The organism is Picrophilus oshimae DSM 9789 (genome assembly GCF_900176435.1).
Classification (GTDB): Archaea; Thermoplasmatota; Thermoplasmata; order Thermoplasmatales; family Thermoplasmataceae; genus Picrophilus; species Picrophilus oshimae.
Window position 1 is genome coordinate 291,498 of sequence record NZ_FWYE01000002.1, and the last position, 17,419, is coordinate 308,916.

12 protein-coding genes are annotated in these 17,419 nt (G+C 35.5%); 3 read left to right on the forward strand and 9 right to left on the reverse strand.

Annotated features, from left to right (window positions below):
* Window positions 1–16: 16 nt before the first annotated feature.
* From B8780_RS05035 to ftcD, 4 genes are read right to left on the reverse strand one after another with little or no spacing between them, the layout of a single operon-like run.
* Window positions 17–2,575 carry an ATP-dependent DNA helicase gene (locus tag B8780_RS05035; protein WP_084272872.1) on the reverse strand — a complete coding sequence of 853 codons (2,559 nt, stop codon included), beginning with the start codon at window positions 2,573–2,575 and terminating at the stop codon, window positions 17–19.
* A gap of 30 nt (window positions 2,576–2,605) precedes the next feature.
* The gene (locus B8780_RS05040; protein ID WP_084272873.1) at window positions 2,606–4,213 is read right to left on the reverse strand and encodes a formate--tetrahydrofolate ligase; all 1,608 of its coding nucleotides are present in this window, start codon (window positions 4,211–4,213) and stop codon (window positions 2,606–2,608) included.
* Window positions 4,214–4,243: 30 nt separating this feature from the next.
* Window positions 4,244–4,810 (reverse strand): cyclodeaminase/cyclohydrolase family protein, encoded by a 567-nt coding sequence (locus B8780_RS05045; protein ID WP_084272874.1) that lies wholly within the window; start codon window positions 4,808–4,810, stop codon window positions 4,244–4,246.
* A 2-nt stretch (window positions 4,811–4,812) separates the two neighbouring features.
* Window positions 4,813–5,718 (reverse strand): glutamate formimidoyltransferase, encoded by a 906-nt coding sequence (gene ftcD, locus B8780_RS05050; protein ID WP_084272875.1) that lies wholly within the window; start codon window positions 5,716–5,718, stop codon window positions 4,813–4,815.
* Window positions 5,719–6,126: 408 nt separating this feature from the next.
* On the opposite strand from ftcD, the gene B8780_RS05055 reads away from it, so the two are divergent.
* The gene (locus B8780_RS05055; protein ID WP_084272876.1) at window positions 6,127–8,448 is read left to right on the forward strand and encodes an adenosylcobalamin-dependent ribonucleoside-diphosphate reductase; all 2,322 of its coding nucleotides are present in this window, start codon (window positions 6,127–6,129) and stop codon (window positions 8,446–8,448) included.
* Between the two features lie 190 nt (window positions 8,449–8,638).
* Here the strand turns inward: B8780_RS05055 and B8780_RS05060 are convergent, their stop codons facing one another.
* The 3 genes from B8780_RS05060 to B8780_RS05070 are packed head-to-tail and all read right to left on the reverse strand — an operon-like array spanning window position 8,639 to window position 12,587.
* Entirely contained in the window at window positions 8,639–9,763 is a 1,125-nt protein-coding gene (locus B8780_RS05060) for a glycoside hydrolase family 57 protein (RefSeq protein ID WP_084272877.1), read from the reverse strand.
* Entirely contained in the window at window positions 9,748–10,878 is a 1,131-nt protein-coding gene (locus B8780_RS05065; RefSeq protein WP_084272878.1) for a glycosyltransferase family 4 protein, read from the reverse strand. Before B8780_RS05065 ends, B8780_RS05060 begins: the two co-directional genes overlap by 16 nt.
* Entirely contained in the window at window positions 10,875–12,587 is a 1,713-nt protein-coding gene (locus tag B8780_RS05070) for an amylo-alpha-1,6-glucosidase (RefSeq protein ID WP_161939680.1), read from the reverse strand. Before B8780_RS05070 ends, B8780_RS05065 begins: the two co-directional genes overlap by 4 nt.
* Before the next feature lie 91 nt (window positions 12,588–12,678).
* On the opposite strand from B8780_RS05070, the gene B8780_RS05075 reads away from it, so the two are divergent.
* Window positions 12,679–13,575 (forward strand): nucleoside kinase, encoded by an 897-nt coding sequence (locus B8780_RS05075; RefSeq protein ID WP_084272880.1) that lies wholly within the window; start codon window positions 12,679–12,681, stop codon window positions 13,573–13,575.
* On the opposite strand, the gene cgi121 is transcribed toward B8780_RS05075, so the two are convergent.
* Both cgi121 and lonB read right to left on the reverse strand, forming a co-directional pair.
* Window positions 13,558–13,971, reverse strand: coding sequence for a KEOPS complex subunit Cgi121 (gene cgi121 / locus B8780_RS05080; RefSeq protein WP_011178037.1), 414 nt, complete (start codon window positions 13,969–13,971; stop codon window positions 13,558–13,560). The genes B8780_RS05075 and cgi121 overlap by 18 nt on opposite strands.
* The gene (gene lonB, locus B8780_RS05085) at window positions 13,961–15,910 is read right to left on the reverse strand and encodes an ATP-dependent protease LonB (RefSeq protein ID WP_011178036.1); all 1,950 of its coding nucleotides are present in this window, start codon (window positions 15,908–15,910) and stop codon (window positions 13,961–13,963) included. Before lonB ends, cgi121 begins: the two co-directional genes overlap by 11 nt.
* Before the next feature lie 305 nt (window positions 15,911–16,215).
* Between lonB and eno the strand changes: the two genes are divergently transcribed.
* Window positions 16,216–17,418 (forward strand): phosphopyruvate hydratase, encoded by a 1,203-nt coding sequence (gene eno / locus B8780_RS05090; protein ID WP_084272881.1) that lies wholly within the window; start codon window positions 16,216–16,218, stop codon window positions 17,416–17,418.
* Window position 17,419 lies beyond the last annotated feature (1 nt).

The window sequence follows — 17,419 nt, forward strand, 5'->3', positions numbered from 1 at the left end:
AATATCTTTAAATAATTTATGTTAATTCATTTAAAACAGCCTTAAATAATGGTTCTTTTGATTTTTCACTGTAAAGCCGTTCTATAAATTTTTCAGGGTCATTTTTGTAATCTATGAAATTGTTTATATATGATTTTAATTTTATTATATTTTTATCGCCTGGATTTTTATACATTATTGCCCTGTCAACCTTTCCGGTGTTTATGTTTCCACGAAGGGCTATGTATGCTATTGCAGTATCTATTAAATCCTCTGAAATATTATATGCCCTGCCAAAGAGCATTTTATATGCAGCCAGCTGCACCATGTGCTCATTTGCATTGTTCCTGTTTTTGTCCGTTTTATAATCTATTATAAGGTATCTGGATCCTGATGAAAATATTGCATCTATCTTTCCATAGAACTTTAAATCGTAATTTAAATCATCGAACATATCATTAATATTTATTATAATGGATTTTTCAGCGTCAACCTGTCTCAGATTAAGTTTTTCAAGCTCGTTTTTTATTGCCTGGACGTTTTTATATATTGTTTTATCATTAATGTTTAGATCGTTGTATTCTATTTCATCCCTGTACATTAGCTCCGCTATTGTGTGTGCATTTAAACCATACTCGGCAGCAGGACTTGAAAAATTAAGATTTAATATGAAATATTTTAAAAACTCAAATGGCCTTTCAGTGTATTTTACAAGCGAGTAGGAAAGTATATTCTTTTTATTGAAATAATCGTATATTAAAGATCTGAGCCATGATTCCCTGCCCAATACATTTATTTCATTATGATTATTAATGGATCTGAGCCTGCAGAGGCCATCTATAAAATACATTGATGAGTACCCAGGATTGCATAGAATAAATAAACGGTACCTTGCCCTGGTAAATGCCACAAAGTCTATTCTTATATCCTCGAGTTCAAGATCCTCTGAAACATCGTAATCTGTGCATGCCTTAACTATTGAAAATGATATTACGTCGATGAATTTATCATATGTCCTTTTTTTCTCGGGTATGTATATAACATTATCGTATGAAAGCCCCTTTGCGCTGTGCACCGTTGTTATGTAAATGTTTCCGCCATTACTTGTGCCGGATGAAACATCACATAATGATAAATAATCGAAAAAATCCTTTCTTGTGGGCATTTCATCAAGTGTAAAAAAATCCTTTAATGATTTGAATATTGACAGGGCTGCATGGTAGTAATCGGCTCCATGCCTTAATGACACCGGTATTATATGATCTCTAAATATTTTCTCAATGCCTGAAAATGTTAAATCCGTTCTTAATTTAATTGTTGTGTTTGAAAAATCATATATGTTAAAGCTTTCGGGGTTCTCCCTGTACTTTTCTGATATATAAAAGGCCTCCTTTAGGTTACTGCTACCGTATATCGTAAAAAGCGCCTTTATTATATACTCCGGGTCATCATAAAAGATGCCCTTTAAAAAGGTTATAATCTCTCTTTTTGCCTCACCGGCCTGAAATGATATGCCGTCACAGCTGTATTTAATGCCGGCATCATCAAGAATCCTTGAAACTGAGAAGAGCTGCTCATTTGTTCTTACTATTATACCTATAGTTCCATCAAGATCCTTTATTATGTCAATTATTGATGAATAATCCTCTGTTTCAATGATGTCTATCAAATCACCATCGCCCTTATCACTTGAGAAATTATTTAATTCCTCCCTGTATAAATCTATACCTGACATGTAAGCCCCAGCGTATTTTAATATACTATTAACACTGCGATAATTCTTTGATAGCAATCTTTTATCAAAATCATCGCTTTTTATTATATCTGAAAAGATCTTCAATGAACCGCCCTGGAAGCCAAATATGGATTGTTTTCTATCACCAACCGCGAAGATTTTATCTCCTGATAATAATGCAATTTTATATTCAAGAATGTTAACGTCCTGCAGCTCATCCACAAAGACGTATTTGTAAATTTTATTATTAAAATGTTTCAGAAAAATGTTTAAAATATCGGTATAATCAATACCGTTTTTGTTTTCCTCATAGTAATTGTAAACGTAAATAAAATAATCAAGCATCTTTATTTCCTCTTCCAGTGTTATATTGCCTATCCTTTTTTTATTATAATAATATACAAGGTTTTCCCTTATTTTATCAAGATGTGTTTTTATCTCGTTAATGCCTATGCCGAAATTTTTTACAAATCTTATTGCGTTTTCAAGCTTTGGAACAAGATTTTCTATTATATAATCCATGGAATAGTTAAAAGCGTTTGACTCTTCAAGAGCCTTAAGTATAAGATACCTTGTGTAATGGTTTGATACTATATTTCTATTTTCTATGAAATCCTTTATGTAATTATATGCATAGCTGTGAAATGTTGTTATATTTAAATCCATTATGTTTATTTTTATATTCATCTTTTTGAGCATTGATTCTATTCTGCTCCTCATCTCATCAACGGCCCGGTTGGTAAATGTTATGCATAGTATACTTGATGGGTCCTCACCATTAAATATCAATCCCGCAACACTTTCAGCTATTGTCATTGTCTTTCCTGTGCCAGGATTTGCGATTATCAATGTATTTTCCATTAAATTTGTATTATTAATTTATTAATAATCTTATTGAAGGCCGGTGATGTTGCCATAATCATCTATATCAATGTTTTCTGAGGCTGGCCTTCTTGGAAGACCGGGCATTGTCATTATATTCCCAAGCAGCGGTATTATAAATCCTGAGCCTGAATTTATGTTTATACCGTTTATTTTAACTGTAAATCCTTCTGGCACGTTTATAAGCTTTGCATTGTCGCTTATTGATGACTGGGTCTTGGCCATGCATACATAGAGATCGCTGAAATCATCCTTTATCAATTTCATGGTCTTAGCCGCATCACCTGAAAATTCGACGGAATCGGCATTGTAGACATTCATTGCTATTTTTGATATCTTCTCCTCAGGATCATCGTTTATTCCATAAATATACCTTGGATTATAATCAGATATGCTCTTTAGAACCTTCTCGGCAAGGTCTACTGCGCCATGGCCACCATCACTGTATGCATCCGAGATCGAGAACTCTATGCCATTCTTTGTTAATATATTTGAAATGGCATTTATCTCTGCATCCGTATCGTTTGAATGCCTGTTTATTGCCACAACAGGATTAAAACCAAACTTTTTTATATTCTGAACGTGCCACATTAAATTCTCAGAGCCCCTAAGAACGGCATTAACATCGGGCTCGTTGATTCTTCCACCACCGTGGTACCTCATTGCACGTACAGTTGCGACCAGAACCACTGCCGATAATTTAAAATCTGATAACCTTAAAACAATGTCTATGAATTTTTCAAATCCCAGATCTGAGCCGAAACCTGCCTCGGTTACAAGGTAATCAAACATTTTTAAACCTATTATATCTCCAAGAATGCTTGATGTGCCATGGGCAATGTTGCCGAATGGCCCGGTGTGTATTATTGCCGGTACATGCTCTGATGTCTGCGCAATATTTGGTCTTAATGCATCAACAAGGAGCGATGCCATTGCGCCATGAACTTTTAAATCCCTTGCAAATATTGGTGCCTTATTTAAATTATATCCTATCATGATGTTTCCAAGTCTTTGCTTAAGTTCATTATAATTCCTGGATAGGGCCAGTATTGCCATTACCTCTGATGCCGCTGTTATAACATATTTATCATTCATCATAACCCCGGTACTCCTATCACCGGAACCAACTATTATGCTCCTTAATGATCTGTCGTCCATGTCTATGGTCCTTGGAAACACTATATTCTTTGGATCTAGTTTTAATTCATTGCCATGGTACATGTGATTGTTTATTACAGCCGATAAAAGGTTGTGTGCCGCAGAAACTGCAGGGAAATCACCGGTAAACATCAAATTTATCTTATTTGATGGCTCCACAGTGGATTTTCCACCACCAGTTGCACCACCCTTAACACCAAAGCACGGGCCAAGGGATGGCTCTCTTATGGCTATTCCTGCATTCTTTCCAAGAAGCTTTAATGCATTTCCAAGGCCTATTGCAGTTGTGGTCTTACCCTCGCCAGCCGGCGTTGGTGTCATGGCGGTGACAAGTATCAATTTACCGTATCTTTTATTTTTTAAATAATCAAGTACGTTTAAGTTGATCTTTGCGATGTACCTGCCATAAAGATCATAGTAGTCTTCTGGTATGTTAATAATCTCTGATATATTCTTCATATATGATTATAAAATATGATTATTTAAAATTCATTTTAAATTCTTTTCTATTAAGCACATCTGCAATTTAAGATCATTTATAATATCTTTAATAACCAGTAATTTAAGATCCTCTTCAAAGCTATTGTCCATGGCTTTTATATTCTCTTTTATATTATAAAATGAGGTTTTTGCCGCGGCAAATGAAAAGTAAAATGATGATAATGCATCGCTTATTAAATTTTTGTTGCCGTATTTAGCAAGAAATATTGAGTTCTCCATGTTCTTCATTGAGATGTAAATTAAATGCCATGAGACCCTCAGGTTTTTTATTATGTTCTCGCTGTTTCTTACACCCATTTTTATATCGTTCATTATATTCAAAAATGTTTTTTCATCCTCTATTCTAAGATTGTAAAGATCATTTATATATAATTCCGATCTTTCGATGATTCTTTTAATCTCTGGTTCTATACCTTTAAACCTTTTCTTCATACTGAACCTTGAAACCATTATATTTAACGCCGAAGATTCAATTGCAACGAGGGCTGCCGCAGAGCCGCCACCTGGTGCAGGGCTATCACTTTTTAAACTGTTTATGTAATCCTCAAAATCCATATTTATGTAAATATCTTATATTCTAAAATCTTATCCCTTGTAATATTTGATTTCATGTAATAATTAAAGACATCTATCAATGCGTCCATTGGCATTAAACCAATAAGCTCGGATTCAACAGGATAAACATTATATCTCCTGCATTCAATGGAGAGCAGCTCGAATATTTTATATATGCTGGTCTTTTTATAATCTGTAATGTTCATTGAGATCTGAACCATCTTCCTTGCCTCTATATAAAAGGCCAGGGTTTTCAGTGTGTTTAAACCACCATCCCTGCCTCTCAGTGCGGATGCTATCCTTCTGCCTATTTTTATATCATCTGTGCTTATGTAAATATTGTATGCAATTAGGGCTGGCCTTGCACCAATAATAACCGCACCGGCACTGCCAAGTCTATCCGGCCCGAAATCAGGTCTGTATTTATCAGTCTTTATAAGCTCTTTTAGTTCCTCATACTGAACGTTTTTATTCCTTATGTTTTCCAGATTCCGGCGTTCCGGCACCATGGCAGATTCTGAATACATGTATACAGGGATATTTAATTCTGATCCAACAAGTCTACCAAGGTTCCTTGATGCTATTATGCAATCATCCATTGATGCTGTTATTGGAATAATTGGAAAAACATCAGTTGCACCAAACCTTGGATGCAGACCACTATGTTTCTCCATATCTATTAATGATGCGGCAGTTTTTATCATTGATAGGCCAGCCTCTATAATCCTTTCAATACCACATGTAAATGTTATAACCGATCTGTTATGCTGTGGATCAACGTTTAAATCAAGAATCTTTACACCTTCAATGTTTTTTATTGAATCGATTATTTTTTCTATTTTGCTTATATCCCTGCCCTCGCTGAAATTTGGCACGGCCTCAACAATTTTAACTTCTTTATCAGGCATTTAGATCACCATGCTTAACAAACATAATTTGTTATGTTCACTATTTATGATATTTATCATTTTGAAATTGTTCAATAATGGTTTTTGAAAATATATATATTTGCTATTTAATAAAATTTTATAAAAAGTTTCAATTGAGATGCCATTTATTTTTTGTTTCCATGATATAATTTTATTGTTATATTAATCTCGCAGCCTATTTAATATTATCCAGGAGATCTTTTAATATATTTAAATGATTGATTTAATGTATAATTATAATAGAATTTTATTTAAATTATTAAATAATATATAGAAATGTTTTATCTATATTTTAACCATATATTTATCCTAAGGTCTTAAGAATCCAAATCAAAAAAATCTTTATATCTTGTATAGCATTGTTATAATTCACCAGAGGGTTCAAAGATGTTAAAAAACATTGAATACGTTATTAAAAGGGACGGAAGCAGGGTGCCTTTTGATAAGGAAAAGATTACAATGGCCATATACAAGGCAATGCTTTCCGTTAAATTCGGAAGCATGGAGGATGCCTCAAAACTAACGGACGCCGTTATAGATGAGCTGTTAAAGTCCGATGAGGAACCAACAGTGGAAAGAATACAGGATACCGTTGAAAAGGTTTTGATGACAAAAAAGATCAACAACAGGGATTTTACAGCTGTTGCCAAATCTTATATAATATACAGAGAGAAGAGAAAAACAATAAGAGAGGAAAAGGAGCTCATTGGCGTAAAGGATGATTTAAAATTAACGTTAAATGCGATAAAGGTTCTTGAGGCAAGATATCTTTTTAAGGATCAGGATGGAAAGATTATAGAGACACCAAGGCAGATGTTTCACAGGGTTGCAGTTCATCTTGCAATAATAGAGGGACTTTACGATTACAGAAGGTATCAGAAATACAATGAAATATATCAAAATGGAACCGTTTACACATCACTGACAAGGACGCAGATCGATGAGCTAAAAAGGGCCTTTGATGAATTAAAAGCTGAGGGTGAGTTAACAGGCTCCTTTGAAGACTTCCTGGACTTTATAAAAACAAAGAGGAATCATATAAATGAATACATAGAGAAGTTCGAGGATGTAATGTCTAATCTTAAGTTCGTACCAAACTCACCAACATTAATGAATGCCGGTGGTCCGCTGGGACAGCTATCAGCATGCTTTGTTTTACCTGTTGATGACAGCATAGATTCAATATTTGATGCACTTAAATACACTGCCGAGATACACAAATCCGGTGGTGGAACCGGATTCTCATTCTCAAGACTAAGGGCAAAGGACGATATAGTTGCGTCAACAAAAGGTGTTGCCTCAGGCCCGCTATCTTTTATGAGGATCTTTGATGTAACAACAGACGTTATAAAGCAGGGTGGCAAGAGACGCGGTGCAAACATGGGCATACTTAGATATGACCACCCTGATATAATGGACTTTATAACCAGCAAGGATTCCGAGAACAAGGTCTTAAGCAATTTTAACATATCTGTTGCAGTTGAAGACGAATTCTTTGAAAAACTTGACAACGATGATTATATAGAGCTTAAGAATCCAAGAGATGGCAAGGTTGTTAACAGAATAAAGGCCAGCACGATATGGAACACAATAATAAACCAGGCATGGAAGACAGGAGATCCAGGAATGATCTTTCTGGATGAAATAAACAAAAAGAATCCTGTGAAAAACATAGGATACATAGAATCAACGAATCCGTGTGGTGAGCAGCCACTTATGCCATACGAATCATGCAATCTCGGATCAATAAATCTTTCAAAGTTTGTCGTTGATGGCAAATTTGACTTTGACGGTTATAAGGAAACAATAGACATAGCAACACGCTTCCTTGATAACGTTGTCGATGCAAATAAGTTTCCTGTGGATAAAATAAAGGAGATGACCAGAAAGACAAGGAAGATAGGCCTTGGACTGATGGGCTTTGCAGACATGTTAATAATGCTCGGTATACCATATAATAGCAACGAGGCCCTTGAAATTGGAGAGCGCATCATGAAATTCCTAAATGATGAATCACACCTTGAATCACAGAGGCTTGCCGAGGAGCGCGGTGTCTTTCCAGGATGGTACGGATCAGACTGGGAGAAACAAAACATAAAGATGAGAAACTCTACGACAACAACAATAGCACCAACAGGAACCATATCAATAATAGCCGGATGCTCATCCTCAATAGAGCCATTATTTGCAATAGCTTTTGTAAGGCATGTATTAAACGGCCAGGAATTAATAGAGATAAATCCATTGTTCGAAAACGAGCTCAGAAAACGCAACCTTTACTCTGATGATTTAATGGAGAAGGTTGCAAGAACTGGAAACCTTAGGGATATTGATCTGCCGGATGATATAAAAAGGGTATTTGTCACCGCACAGGAAATAGATCCCGACTGGCACGTCCTTATGCAGGCGACATTCCAGAGATACTGTGATTCTGGTGTTTCAAAGACAATAAATCTTCCATATGAGGCCACACCAGATGATATAGCAAGATCATACAGGCTGGCCAAGGATCTTCATTGCAAGGGAATAACAGTTTACAGGGACAGGAGCAAGACGCAGCAGGTACTCTATGCAGGAACTGATACAAAAAAGGAAGAAAAAAAGGAGAAGAATGAAACAATAGAGCTTTACACGAAGCTGCCTGATAAATATGTAAAATTATCATCAACGTTCGATCCTGCATGCCCAACAGGAAAATGTGATCTTTGATTTATATAAAAATATAATTATTTTTAATTTAATGTATAGAATAATTTGATAATTGCCATGTTTTTATGGTATTGCCATTATATAAAGGACATAACATAATTACTTTTATATTCATGCATTTATAGCATTTTTCTATCGTTTATAAGCGCTCGCTGATCTTTTATTAATAAAAAATGTTAATTTTATAATGTTAAAAATTATTGGAAAAGTCCCTGAGAACAGACATAAAATTCATGAATGCAATGTAAGGCGATTTATATGGATTAAAGTAATTGTGAACCTCCTGATCCTCAGGGCTGCCTGTGGACATGTAATACAAATGATCTGATGTGTTTAAATACCTCCAGATCTTCATATCCCCTTTGTTTTTTAATGATTTTAGATATTCAAAAGCCTCCCTTTGCATGTCGTTGCCGAGCCACGGGTTCAGATTTCTTTCTTTATCAGCCCATGAAACATAGTTTTTTATGCTTATTGTATCATGTTTTTCATATCTATAAACCGCATCATTTATCAGCATGGTTTCTATATTATTATAATCCATGTATTTTTTTAAGTATTTCATAAAGTCAAAGATGCCTGTTTCTGCACTCTGATGCTCGCCAAAGGTTTCATAGTCCATGAACAGGTTTATTACATCTCCAGGGGATTTTATTATCCATGATGCAAATTTATCCGCCGTTAATGGGTACTCTGGCCAGGATCTATTGGAAAATCTAAATGATATATCATCGCTCATCATAAAATTCCTTAAAAGTAGATTTAAACCTGAAACACTTTTATATATGTAATTCGGATTGTATCTTTCTATTAATGGGTAAAAACCCTCGGTTAAAATTGTTTTATACCCAAGATCCCTTACAATGTATGATACATCATCATTATATATTAACTCGGTATTTCTAAATGTTTTTGGTTCATAGTTGAACAGTTTTTTTATAATGTTGTTATGCTCCTTTACTTCCTCTTTAAATTCATCGTAATCATATAACGATACAAGGCTGTGATAGTATGTTTCATCGATTAACTCGCAGTTTCCTGATGATACATAACCTTTTATTATATCTATTAATTCTGGATCATATTTCAGGGCCTGCTCTATAAATGTTCCTGTTATTGAAAGGTTTGATTTTATTTCATGCTCATTCAAAAACGTCGTCATCGGTCTGTAGCATTTCATGGATGCCCTCTCAAAGATCTCCCTATTTTTCTCGTCCCAGAAGTAATCGTGGTTGTAACCGATCTCGCTTATTCTGTACGGCCTCAGCCTAAATGGCTGATGCACCTCAAAATAGAATATTACACCATGCGACATAATGATCTGTAAACCTCCAGTGTTTTCATTGCCGTTTTATTCCAGGTAAAGAGCTTTGCCTCCATCTGGCCATTTGTTCCGAGGACCGTTCTCAATGACCTGTAATCAACAAGGTTTAAAATGTAATCTGATATTAAATCGGTATCCCAGAAATCGGCAGTTAAAACGTTTAAAAGCGATTCACCAACACCGGTTGTCCTGCTTATGATTACAGGTGTTCCGGCACTCATTGCCTCTATGACAGACATGCCAAAGGGCTCTGAAACAGCAGGCAGTATAAATGCATCAGCATTTCTGTAATACCACATGGCAAGCTCCTCGGGCACAAAACCTGGAAAATAGAAATTATCATATATACCATATGACTTTGATAGTTTAATCATCTCATCAAGCTGGTCGCCGGTACCGGCCATCACAAATTTTATATTATTATTTATTTTTAATGACTTGTAAGCAGCCTCAAGAAAGAATTTTGGCCCCTTCTGTGTTGTTATTCTTCCAAAGTATAGTATTATATTTGTTTTCTCATATGATCTAACAGGATTCTTTAGAAATGAATCGTCTATTCCATTGTATATAACATCTATTTTCCAAGGATTTGCATTGTAATTTTGCACTATTGTTTTTTTGGTTAAATTGGAAACCGCTATTACCCTATCGGCATTCTTTATACCGGAGCTCTCTATATCCATTATCGATTTTTGTGGGAAAAAATTTCCTGATCTGTCAAACTCTGTGCTGTGCACTGTCACTATTAATGGTATATTATATTTTTTCTTTAGGTAAATACCGGCAGGATACGTAATCCAGTCATGGGCATGTATCAAATCAACATTTTCCGGATCGAAATCCTCTATGACCCTGGAGTTATAGTACATGATCTCGTCCATAAAAGTATTAAACCTCATGGAGGAGAAATCATAATAGGATTTATAATTGTAAAATCCAACCTTTTTAACGTTGAATGGATAAACATCAAGGAGCTTTTTTGAGTATGGTACGTATAGATCTATATCGATAATATTTGACAGTATTGAGTAGAGGTTTATTGTATGTATTCCAAGGCCACCGGCAAATGCAGGTGGCAGTTCCCATCCTATTACTGAGACCTTCATTGACCCACCAGATCCTCATGGTAGGCCCTTAAAAGTTCACCGTAACTCCAGGCCTGCATCACACAGCCCTTTGGTTTTAACGTATCGTCGAAGAGTTCCGGTATCATGTATAAACTGTAAAGATTTTTAAAGTAATTGTATAGTTCCTTTCTGTCATGACCTGATCTAACAGAGGCTGTGATGTATGGCCCCACAAGCCAGGTCCATATGGCACCATTATGGTATGCAGAATCCCTTGAATATTGATCACCTGTATAAAATCCATGATAATTCCTATCATATTTTGACAGTGATCTCAGGCCGTATGGTGTTAAAAGCTCATCATCTATTGTTTCCTTGTAATCATTAAAGTTATCAAGTATATTATATGGTAATGAAAAGGAAAAGATCATGTTTGGCCTTACACTTGGATCGTTATCCGTGTCCATTATAAAGTGTTTTGATATAAAAGTTTTTTTAAATTCCCTTGATACCATCTCGGCAATGCCATCATAATCATTCTTTATATGCAGCAGTTCAGAAAAATATGACATTGATCTTAATGCATTGTACCAGAGCGCATTTATCTCCACAGGCTTTCCAGTTCTTGGCGTGAATATTTTGTCTCCGGTCTGGGCATCCATCCATGTTAGCTTTGGCCTTTTCATTGTTACAAGATAGTTATCTAAATAATAGAGGTCGTTCCCGTTTATATATGAATTAACAATATCAACCATCTTTTTATACATAAATTCAAGTATTGAGTTGTCCATTGTGTAATTATAATATTTATAAAATGCATATATGAACCAAAGACCTGTATCTCCTGATTCATAGTCTGGAGTAAATATCCTTGGAACCATGCCGTTCTTTATCCTGTTTGAATACTCAATAAGTATGTTCCTTGCATCGTTGAACCTCCTCTGGGTTAGAAGGATTCCTGGCATTGATATAAATGTATCACGCCCCCATGGGCCGAACCAGTAAAATCCTGCAAGTATGTTGTTTTTAACAATAAACTTTGAGGCTTTTGCTGCAATACCCTGTTTTTTCTTGATTTTTTTTATTGATGTGTCTGATGGCCTGTCTGTAAAGATCCTTACAGTAAATTTATTCATCTTTACCGAGAAATGACCTGGCAGAAATAGATTTTCTATATAATTGGAGCCGCGCTCCATATCAACAGGGTAATTAAAATTATAATACCATTTATTTTCCTCAATATAATCACCTGGAATATCGATATTAAAATAATAATCACCTGATGAGAATTCATAGTATTTATTAATGCTTACATTAAAATTGTTATGATTCAATGTCAAATAGGATCTTCTAAAAGATATTAAAGGATACAATAGAAATTCATCAACGCCGTTTGAATCGTATTCTATTATCAGTGTATCATAATCATCAAGAAACATCCTTTTATATATTATCGATGACCTTATCTTGTATATAAATTCAAGATAACCATAATCATTGAATGACTCAAGGAATTTATAGCCATCAGGATAAACAACATCATAAAAATTTGTGTCCAGATTATAAAGCTCATTGTTTATTCTTAATACCTCAAAGAACTTATTTAGGTAATTTATTCTATCATAGTTTTCATTTATTGCCTTTACATAAATGCCATGATATGTTCTGGTATTTGCCATTGAAACTGTTGATGCACTGTATGTGCCATTTTTATTTGAGAGAATCCACTCCATTTCAAAGCTGTTCATTAAAGTAAATAAAATCATTTTTTATTTAAGTTTTTTTATGATGATCTTACTGACTAAATAGTATTAAATATTTATTTTATATATACAATGAATGAAGTTCCTGGCCTTTTTTGGGCACATAAACATTGATGTTAAAATATCTGTTCCCAGGCTGCCTATGCGGGAGGAATCAGTTGGTGTTAAAAATGTTTCTAATGAGTTTGCAGGCACTGCAGGCAATTTTGCCTTTGTAGCGGCATCCCTTGGTTTGAGCTTTGATTTGTATTCAAAGGTCGGTTCATTAACGCATAATGACTACATAAATGAGCTCAGGAGAAGAAAAATAAACATAGACCATGTTGAAATAGAGAATTCAATGGGACCAATATGCTATATACCAACAGATGGAAATGAACAGGTTGCATATATGTACCAGGGCCCAATGGATTCATGGAGGCCATCATTATCCTTTGATTATAATTATAAATATGTCCACCTTGGCACTGGCCCATCAGATGAGTACCAAAAAATAGCTGCAAACAATGAAAAATCAAGGATAGTCTTTGATCCTGGCCAGGAGATATGGTACCTTTACAATAAGGATAAAATAATAGATATAATGTCAAGGTCTTACATATCAATGTTTAATAAGAATGAGTTTAATTACCTAAAATCAATGACTGGTCTTTCCGAGCATGAGTTAAATAATCTTAGCGATTATATAATAGTAACGATGGGTTCTGATGGTGCATCCGTTTTCCATAAAAATAATGAGTTTCATGTTCCCGCTGTTAAATCAGATTTTATATATGATACAATAGGTGCCGGTGATTCATTCAGGGCAGGCTTCTATTTTGGTATCTATAACAATTACAGCATAAATGATTCTGTTCTAATTGGAAACATTGTCGCATCAATTGCAATAAGAAGAAGAATAATTGAATTCAATGAAAACAGGAATAATATAATAAAAATGTTTAATAATATGAAACTAAAGCAGCGAGTCTAAATAGCTCATAGCTGAAAATATTTCAAAGTCCCTTGATTTTAAATCCCTTACCAGAAAATTTTCTATTTCATTTAAATTTTTTAATGGTTTTAGATCGTTATCATTTTCATAAATTAATATATACTTTCCAGAATCAATAAGACCGCCAATCTCTATGGCCTTTTTTATATCCTTCTCGCCTGTTATATATGCCAGCAGAAGACCGCCCATGGATCTTATATTATTATTATGAAGCATGTACCTTGATGCCCTTCTGTAAGCCTCAAGTATATGAACCTCTGAAAAAACCACGGCGGGATTTATAAACTGAAAGAGCGCATCCCTTGATCTTGAATAATCAATTAAATCTTTAAAATATGATTTGTCTATAAAAAAGAATTTTAATTTAGGCTGCATTTGTACCTGTTCTCTGCGTTGTTATTGCCTTCTCGTTCTCGCCAAGCGTGTCATGCAGCTGCTTGAAGAAATCATCCTTTTCTGGGCTTTTAACAAGTGCAACGTTTAAAACGTCCTCTATTGTGGCCGCAGGTATTATCTCTATCCTGTTTCTATGTGCCTCGTCAAGTATGACATCGTTCAGGTTTGATAATGGTATCACAACCTTTTTCAGGCCGGCATCTATTGCAGCCTCTATTTTTGCCGTGACACCGCCTACCGGTAATACCTCACCACGAACGCTTAATGATCCGGTCATTGCTATTGTCTGATCTATTGGTATCCTTTCAAGTGCAGAGATCACTGCCGTTGCTATTGAAACACTTGCAGAGTCTCCCTCAACGCCTTCATAGGTGCCAACGAACTGTATATGTATATCAACGTCTGATATGTTTTTACCGCTGATCTTCTTTATGACTGCAGAGACGTTTTCAACAGCCTCCTTTGCTATATCACCAAGCTTGCCCGTTGCATAGACCATGCCGTTACCCTTGTGCTGTGCAGGTGTAACTTCAGCAACTATTGGCATGACTATACCGCTTAAGTCTGATAATTCCTGGGAGCCCATAACTGCAAGGCCATTTACCTTTCCAACGGCTTCTCCCTCACCGAGGAATGTATTGTAAAGCTTTTTAACCTCTATTGCGCGGTCTGCTATCTGCTGTTCAACAGGTTTGCTCAGTTCCTTTGCCATTGTCACATGCCTTCCGGTAACTATATCTGCCTTTTCCGCAACTGCTATATCACCGGCGACACGCACAAGTCCTCCTAGCTCCCTTAGTCTTAATGTTAATTTACCCTTCCTGCCGGCCCTCTTCTGGGCCTCCTTTATGATCTCGACTATTGCAGATGTATCAAAAGGCGGTATCTTTTTATCCTTTGCTATTTCCTGTGCTATGAACTGAACAAGTTTCTTTCTGTTCTCATCGTTATCATCCATTGCATCATTCATGAAGACCTCGTATCCATATCCACGTATCCTTGATCTTAATGCGGGATGCATGTTCCTCAATGCATCTATGTTTCCTGCTGCAACAAGAACAAAATCGCATGGCACCGGTTCAGTCTGAACCATGGCACCTGCGCTTCTCTCGCTCTGTCCGGATATTGAATATTTTTTCTCCTGCATTGCTGTTAATAAGGCCTGCTGATCTTCAGGTCTTAACAGGTTTATTTCATCTATGAATAAAACGCCCTTATCGGCCTTATGTATATTTCCGGCCTCAACCCTCTCATGGGCTGGTGTTTCAAGACCACCAGACTGGAATGGATCGTGCCTGACATCGCCTAAAAGTGCTCCAGAATGTGCACCCGTTGAGTCAATAAATGGTGGCTTATCATTTGTGTTGTGTGATACCAGTATCTTTGGAACCATGCTTCTTTCAACCCTGGCAACAGGGTTCATTGCAAGAAGAACGTAAAGGAATGCTGCTGCAAGTATTGCGAAGAATATTATAGAATAGCTCCTGAGAACAACTGCCATTACTATTCCAAGAAGTATTATTGAGAATATTATAAAAAGAAGGCTTCTTGATCTATCCTTCCTATCACGCTCGGCCTTTATCTGGTATTGCTTTACAATCTCCTTTCCCTTGCCTGCCGGGAATGTTTTTATCTTTGGTTTATTTGGATCCTCCATATTTGGAAAGCATAGTATGTCCTCAAGTTCCTCCTTTGGTAGAAAGTCAACCATTGACTGTGCAAGCATTGATTTTCCAGTTCCAGGATCACCTATCAGCAGGACATGCCTCTTCTGCATTGCTGCCTTTTTTATTACCTCGCCTGCCGTTTCCTGACCAATTACCTGGTTAAACAGCAGCTTAGGTACCTCGACTTCCTTGGTGGTTTTTATGCCAAGTTTTGATACCCACTCTTCAACCTCATCAACTTGATTTTCCACATTATGATAATTCAATCTTATTAAATAAGTTTTCCTATTAATAATTTTTAAAAATTTGCCAGATGATTTTTTTATTAAGCTAAACAAAAATTTTATTTATTATAAAATATTTAAAAATGTATAATTGCACTGATTCCTTTTAATATCAAAAAAAGACCATATGCTTGTCTATGTTTATCTTACATAGATAATTCTTTGCATATAATTTTGTCACATGATAATGCATGTTTTTTTGAATTATTTTATAAAAAATATTGTAAATTTCCATAGAATAAATTTTTAAGATTATATTGTATAATGTGAACATGAATTTTGAAATTAAGGATACAAAAATAAGAAAGATCTTTGATTCAAGAGGGAATTTCAGTGCCGAGGTTACAGTAATTCTTGAGAATGCATCCGGGACTGCCTCAGCGCCTGCAGGTGCAAGCACTGGTAAGACAGAGGTTATAGCATATCCTGATAATAACATTGATAACGGAATAGATTTCTTTTACAGGCATGTAAAAAAAGCGTTGAAGGGTTTTAACAGCATAAACCAGGAGGGTCTTGACAGAATGCTTCATGAAATAGATGGCACCGATAATTTCTCAAATCTTGGTGGCAATATAGCAACTGCAATATCAATAGCAAATGCAAAGGCCGTTTCAAATGCCCTTGGCATACCAATGTATAGATACGTTGGCGGAATTAATTATTCAATGCCAAGACCTATTGGAAACGTTATAGGCGGTGGAAAGCATTCAAAAAATGGTACAACAATACAGGAATTTCTTGTTTCTGCCCAGGGAAAAACAGTGCTTGATTCCATATATTATAATATATTAATACATAGAAGGATTGGTGAGATTTTATCAGGCATGTTTAAAAATCAGAGCATAGGTCTTGGTGATGAAAAGGCATGGACATGTGACATATCCGATGAGGATGCCATAGAAATAATAAAAAATGCATCTAAAGATATATCATCAGAGTATAAAATAAAGGTTTTAAACGGTGTTGATTTTGCAGCAGATTCATTCTATGATGGCAATTATTATATTTATAAAAATAGAAAGCTTACAAGGGATCAGCAGATAGATTACGCAATTTCAATATCAAGGGATCATGGCTTTTATTACATTGAGGACCCATTAAATGACCAGGATTTTGATGGTTTTTCAGAGATAACCTCAAAGGTTGGCGACAAATCCTTAATTGTTGGAGATGATTTATATACAACAAATCCTGAAAGGATAAAAAAGGGCATTGAAAAGAGATCAACAAACGGTGTTTTAATAAAGGTTAATCAGATAGGAACATTGAGCGATACAGCCAGGAGTGTGAGAATTGCAACAGAACATGGATTAAAAACCGTTGTATCGCACAGGAGCGGTGAAACAACGGATGATTTTATAGCACATCTCGCCGTTGCATTTGGATCGCCATTGATAAAAACAGGAACAATAGGTGGTGAGCGCCTCGCAAAATTAAACGAGCTTATAAGAATAGAGGAGGAATTAATATAAC

Coding starts and splice junctions, on each gene's coding strand:
- B8780_RS05035 (WP_084272872.1), bottom strand. CDS start 2,575: ATGGAAAATACATTGATAATCGCAAATCCTGGCACAGGAAAGACAATG.
- B8780_RS05040 (WP_084272873.1), bottom strand. CDS start 4,213: ATGAAGAATATATCAGAGATTATTAACATACCAGAAGACTACTATGAT.
- B8780_RS05045 (WP_084272874.1), bottom strand. CDS start 4,810: ATGGATTTTGAGGATTACATAAACAGTTTAAAAAGTGATAGCCCTGCA.
- ftcD (WP_084272875.1), bottom strand. CDS start 5,718: ATGCCTGATAAAGAAGTTAAAATTGTTGAGGCCGTGCCAAATTTCAGC.
- B8780_RS05055 (WP_084272876.1), top strand. CDS start 6,127: ATGTTAAAAAACATTGAATACGTTATTAAAAGGGACGGAAGCAGGGTG.
- B8780_RS05060 (WP_084272877.1), bottom strand. CDS start 9,763: ATGTCGCATGGTGTAATATTCTATTTTGAGGTGCATCAGCCATTTAGG.
- B8780_RS05065 (WP_084272878.1), bottom strand. CDS start 10,878: ATGAAGGTCTCAGTAATAGGATGGGAACTGCCACCTGCATTTGCCGGT.
- B8780_RS05070 (WP_161939680.1), bottom strand. CDS start 12,587: ATGAACAGCTTTGAAATGGAGTGGATTCTCTCAAATAAAAATGGCACA.
- B8780_RS05075 (WP_084272880.1), top strand. CDS start 12,679: ATGAAGTTCCTGGCCTTTTTTGGGCACATAAACATTGATGTTAAAATA.
- cgi121 (WP_011178037.1), bottom strand. CDS start 13,971: ATGCAGCCTAAATTAAAATTCTTTTTTATAGACAAATCATATTTTAAA.
- eno (WP_084272881.1), top strand. CDS start 16,216: ATGAATTTTGAAATTAAGGATACAAAAATAAGAAAGATCTTTGATTCA.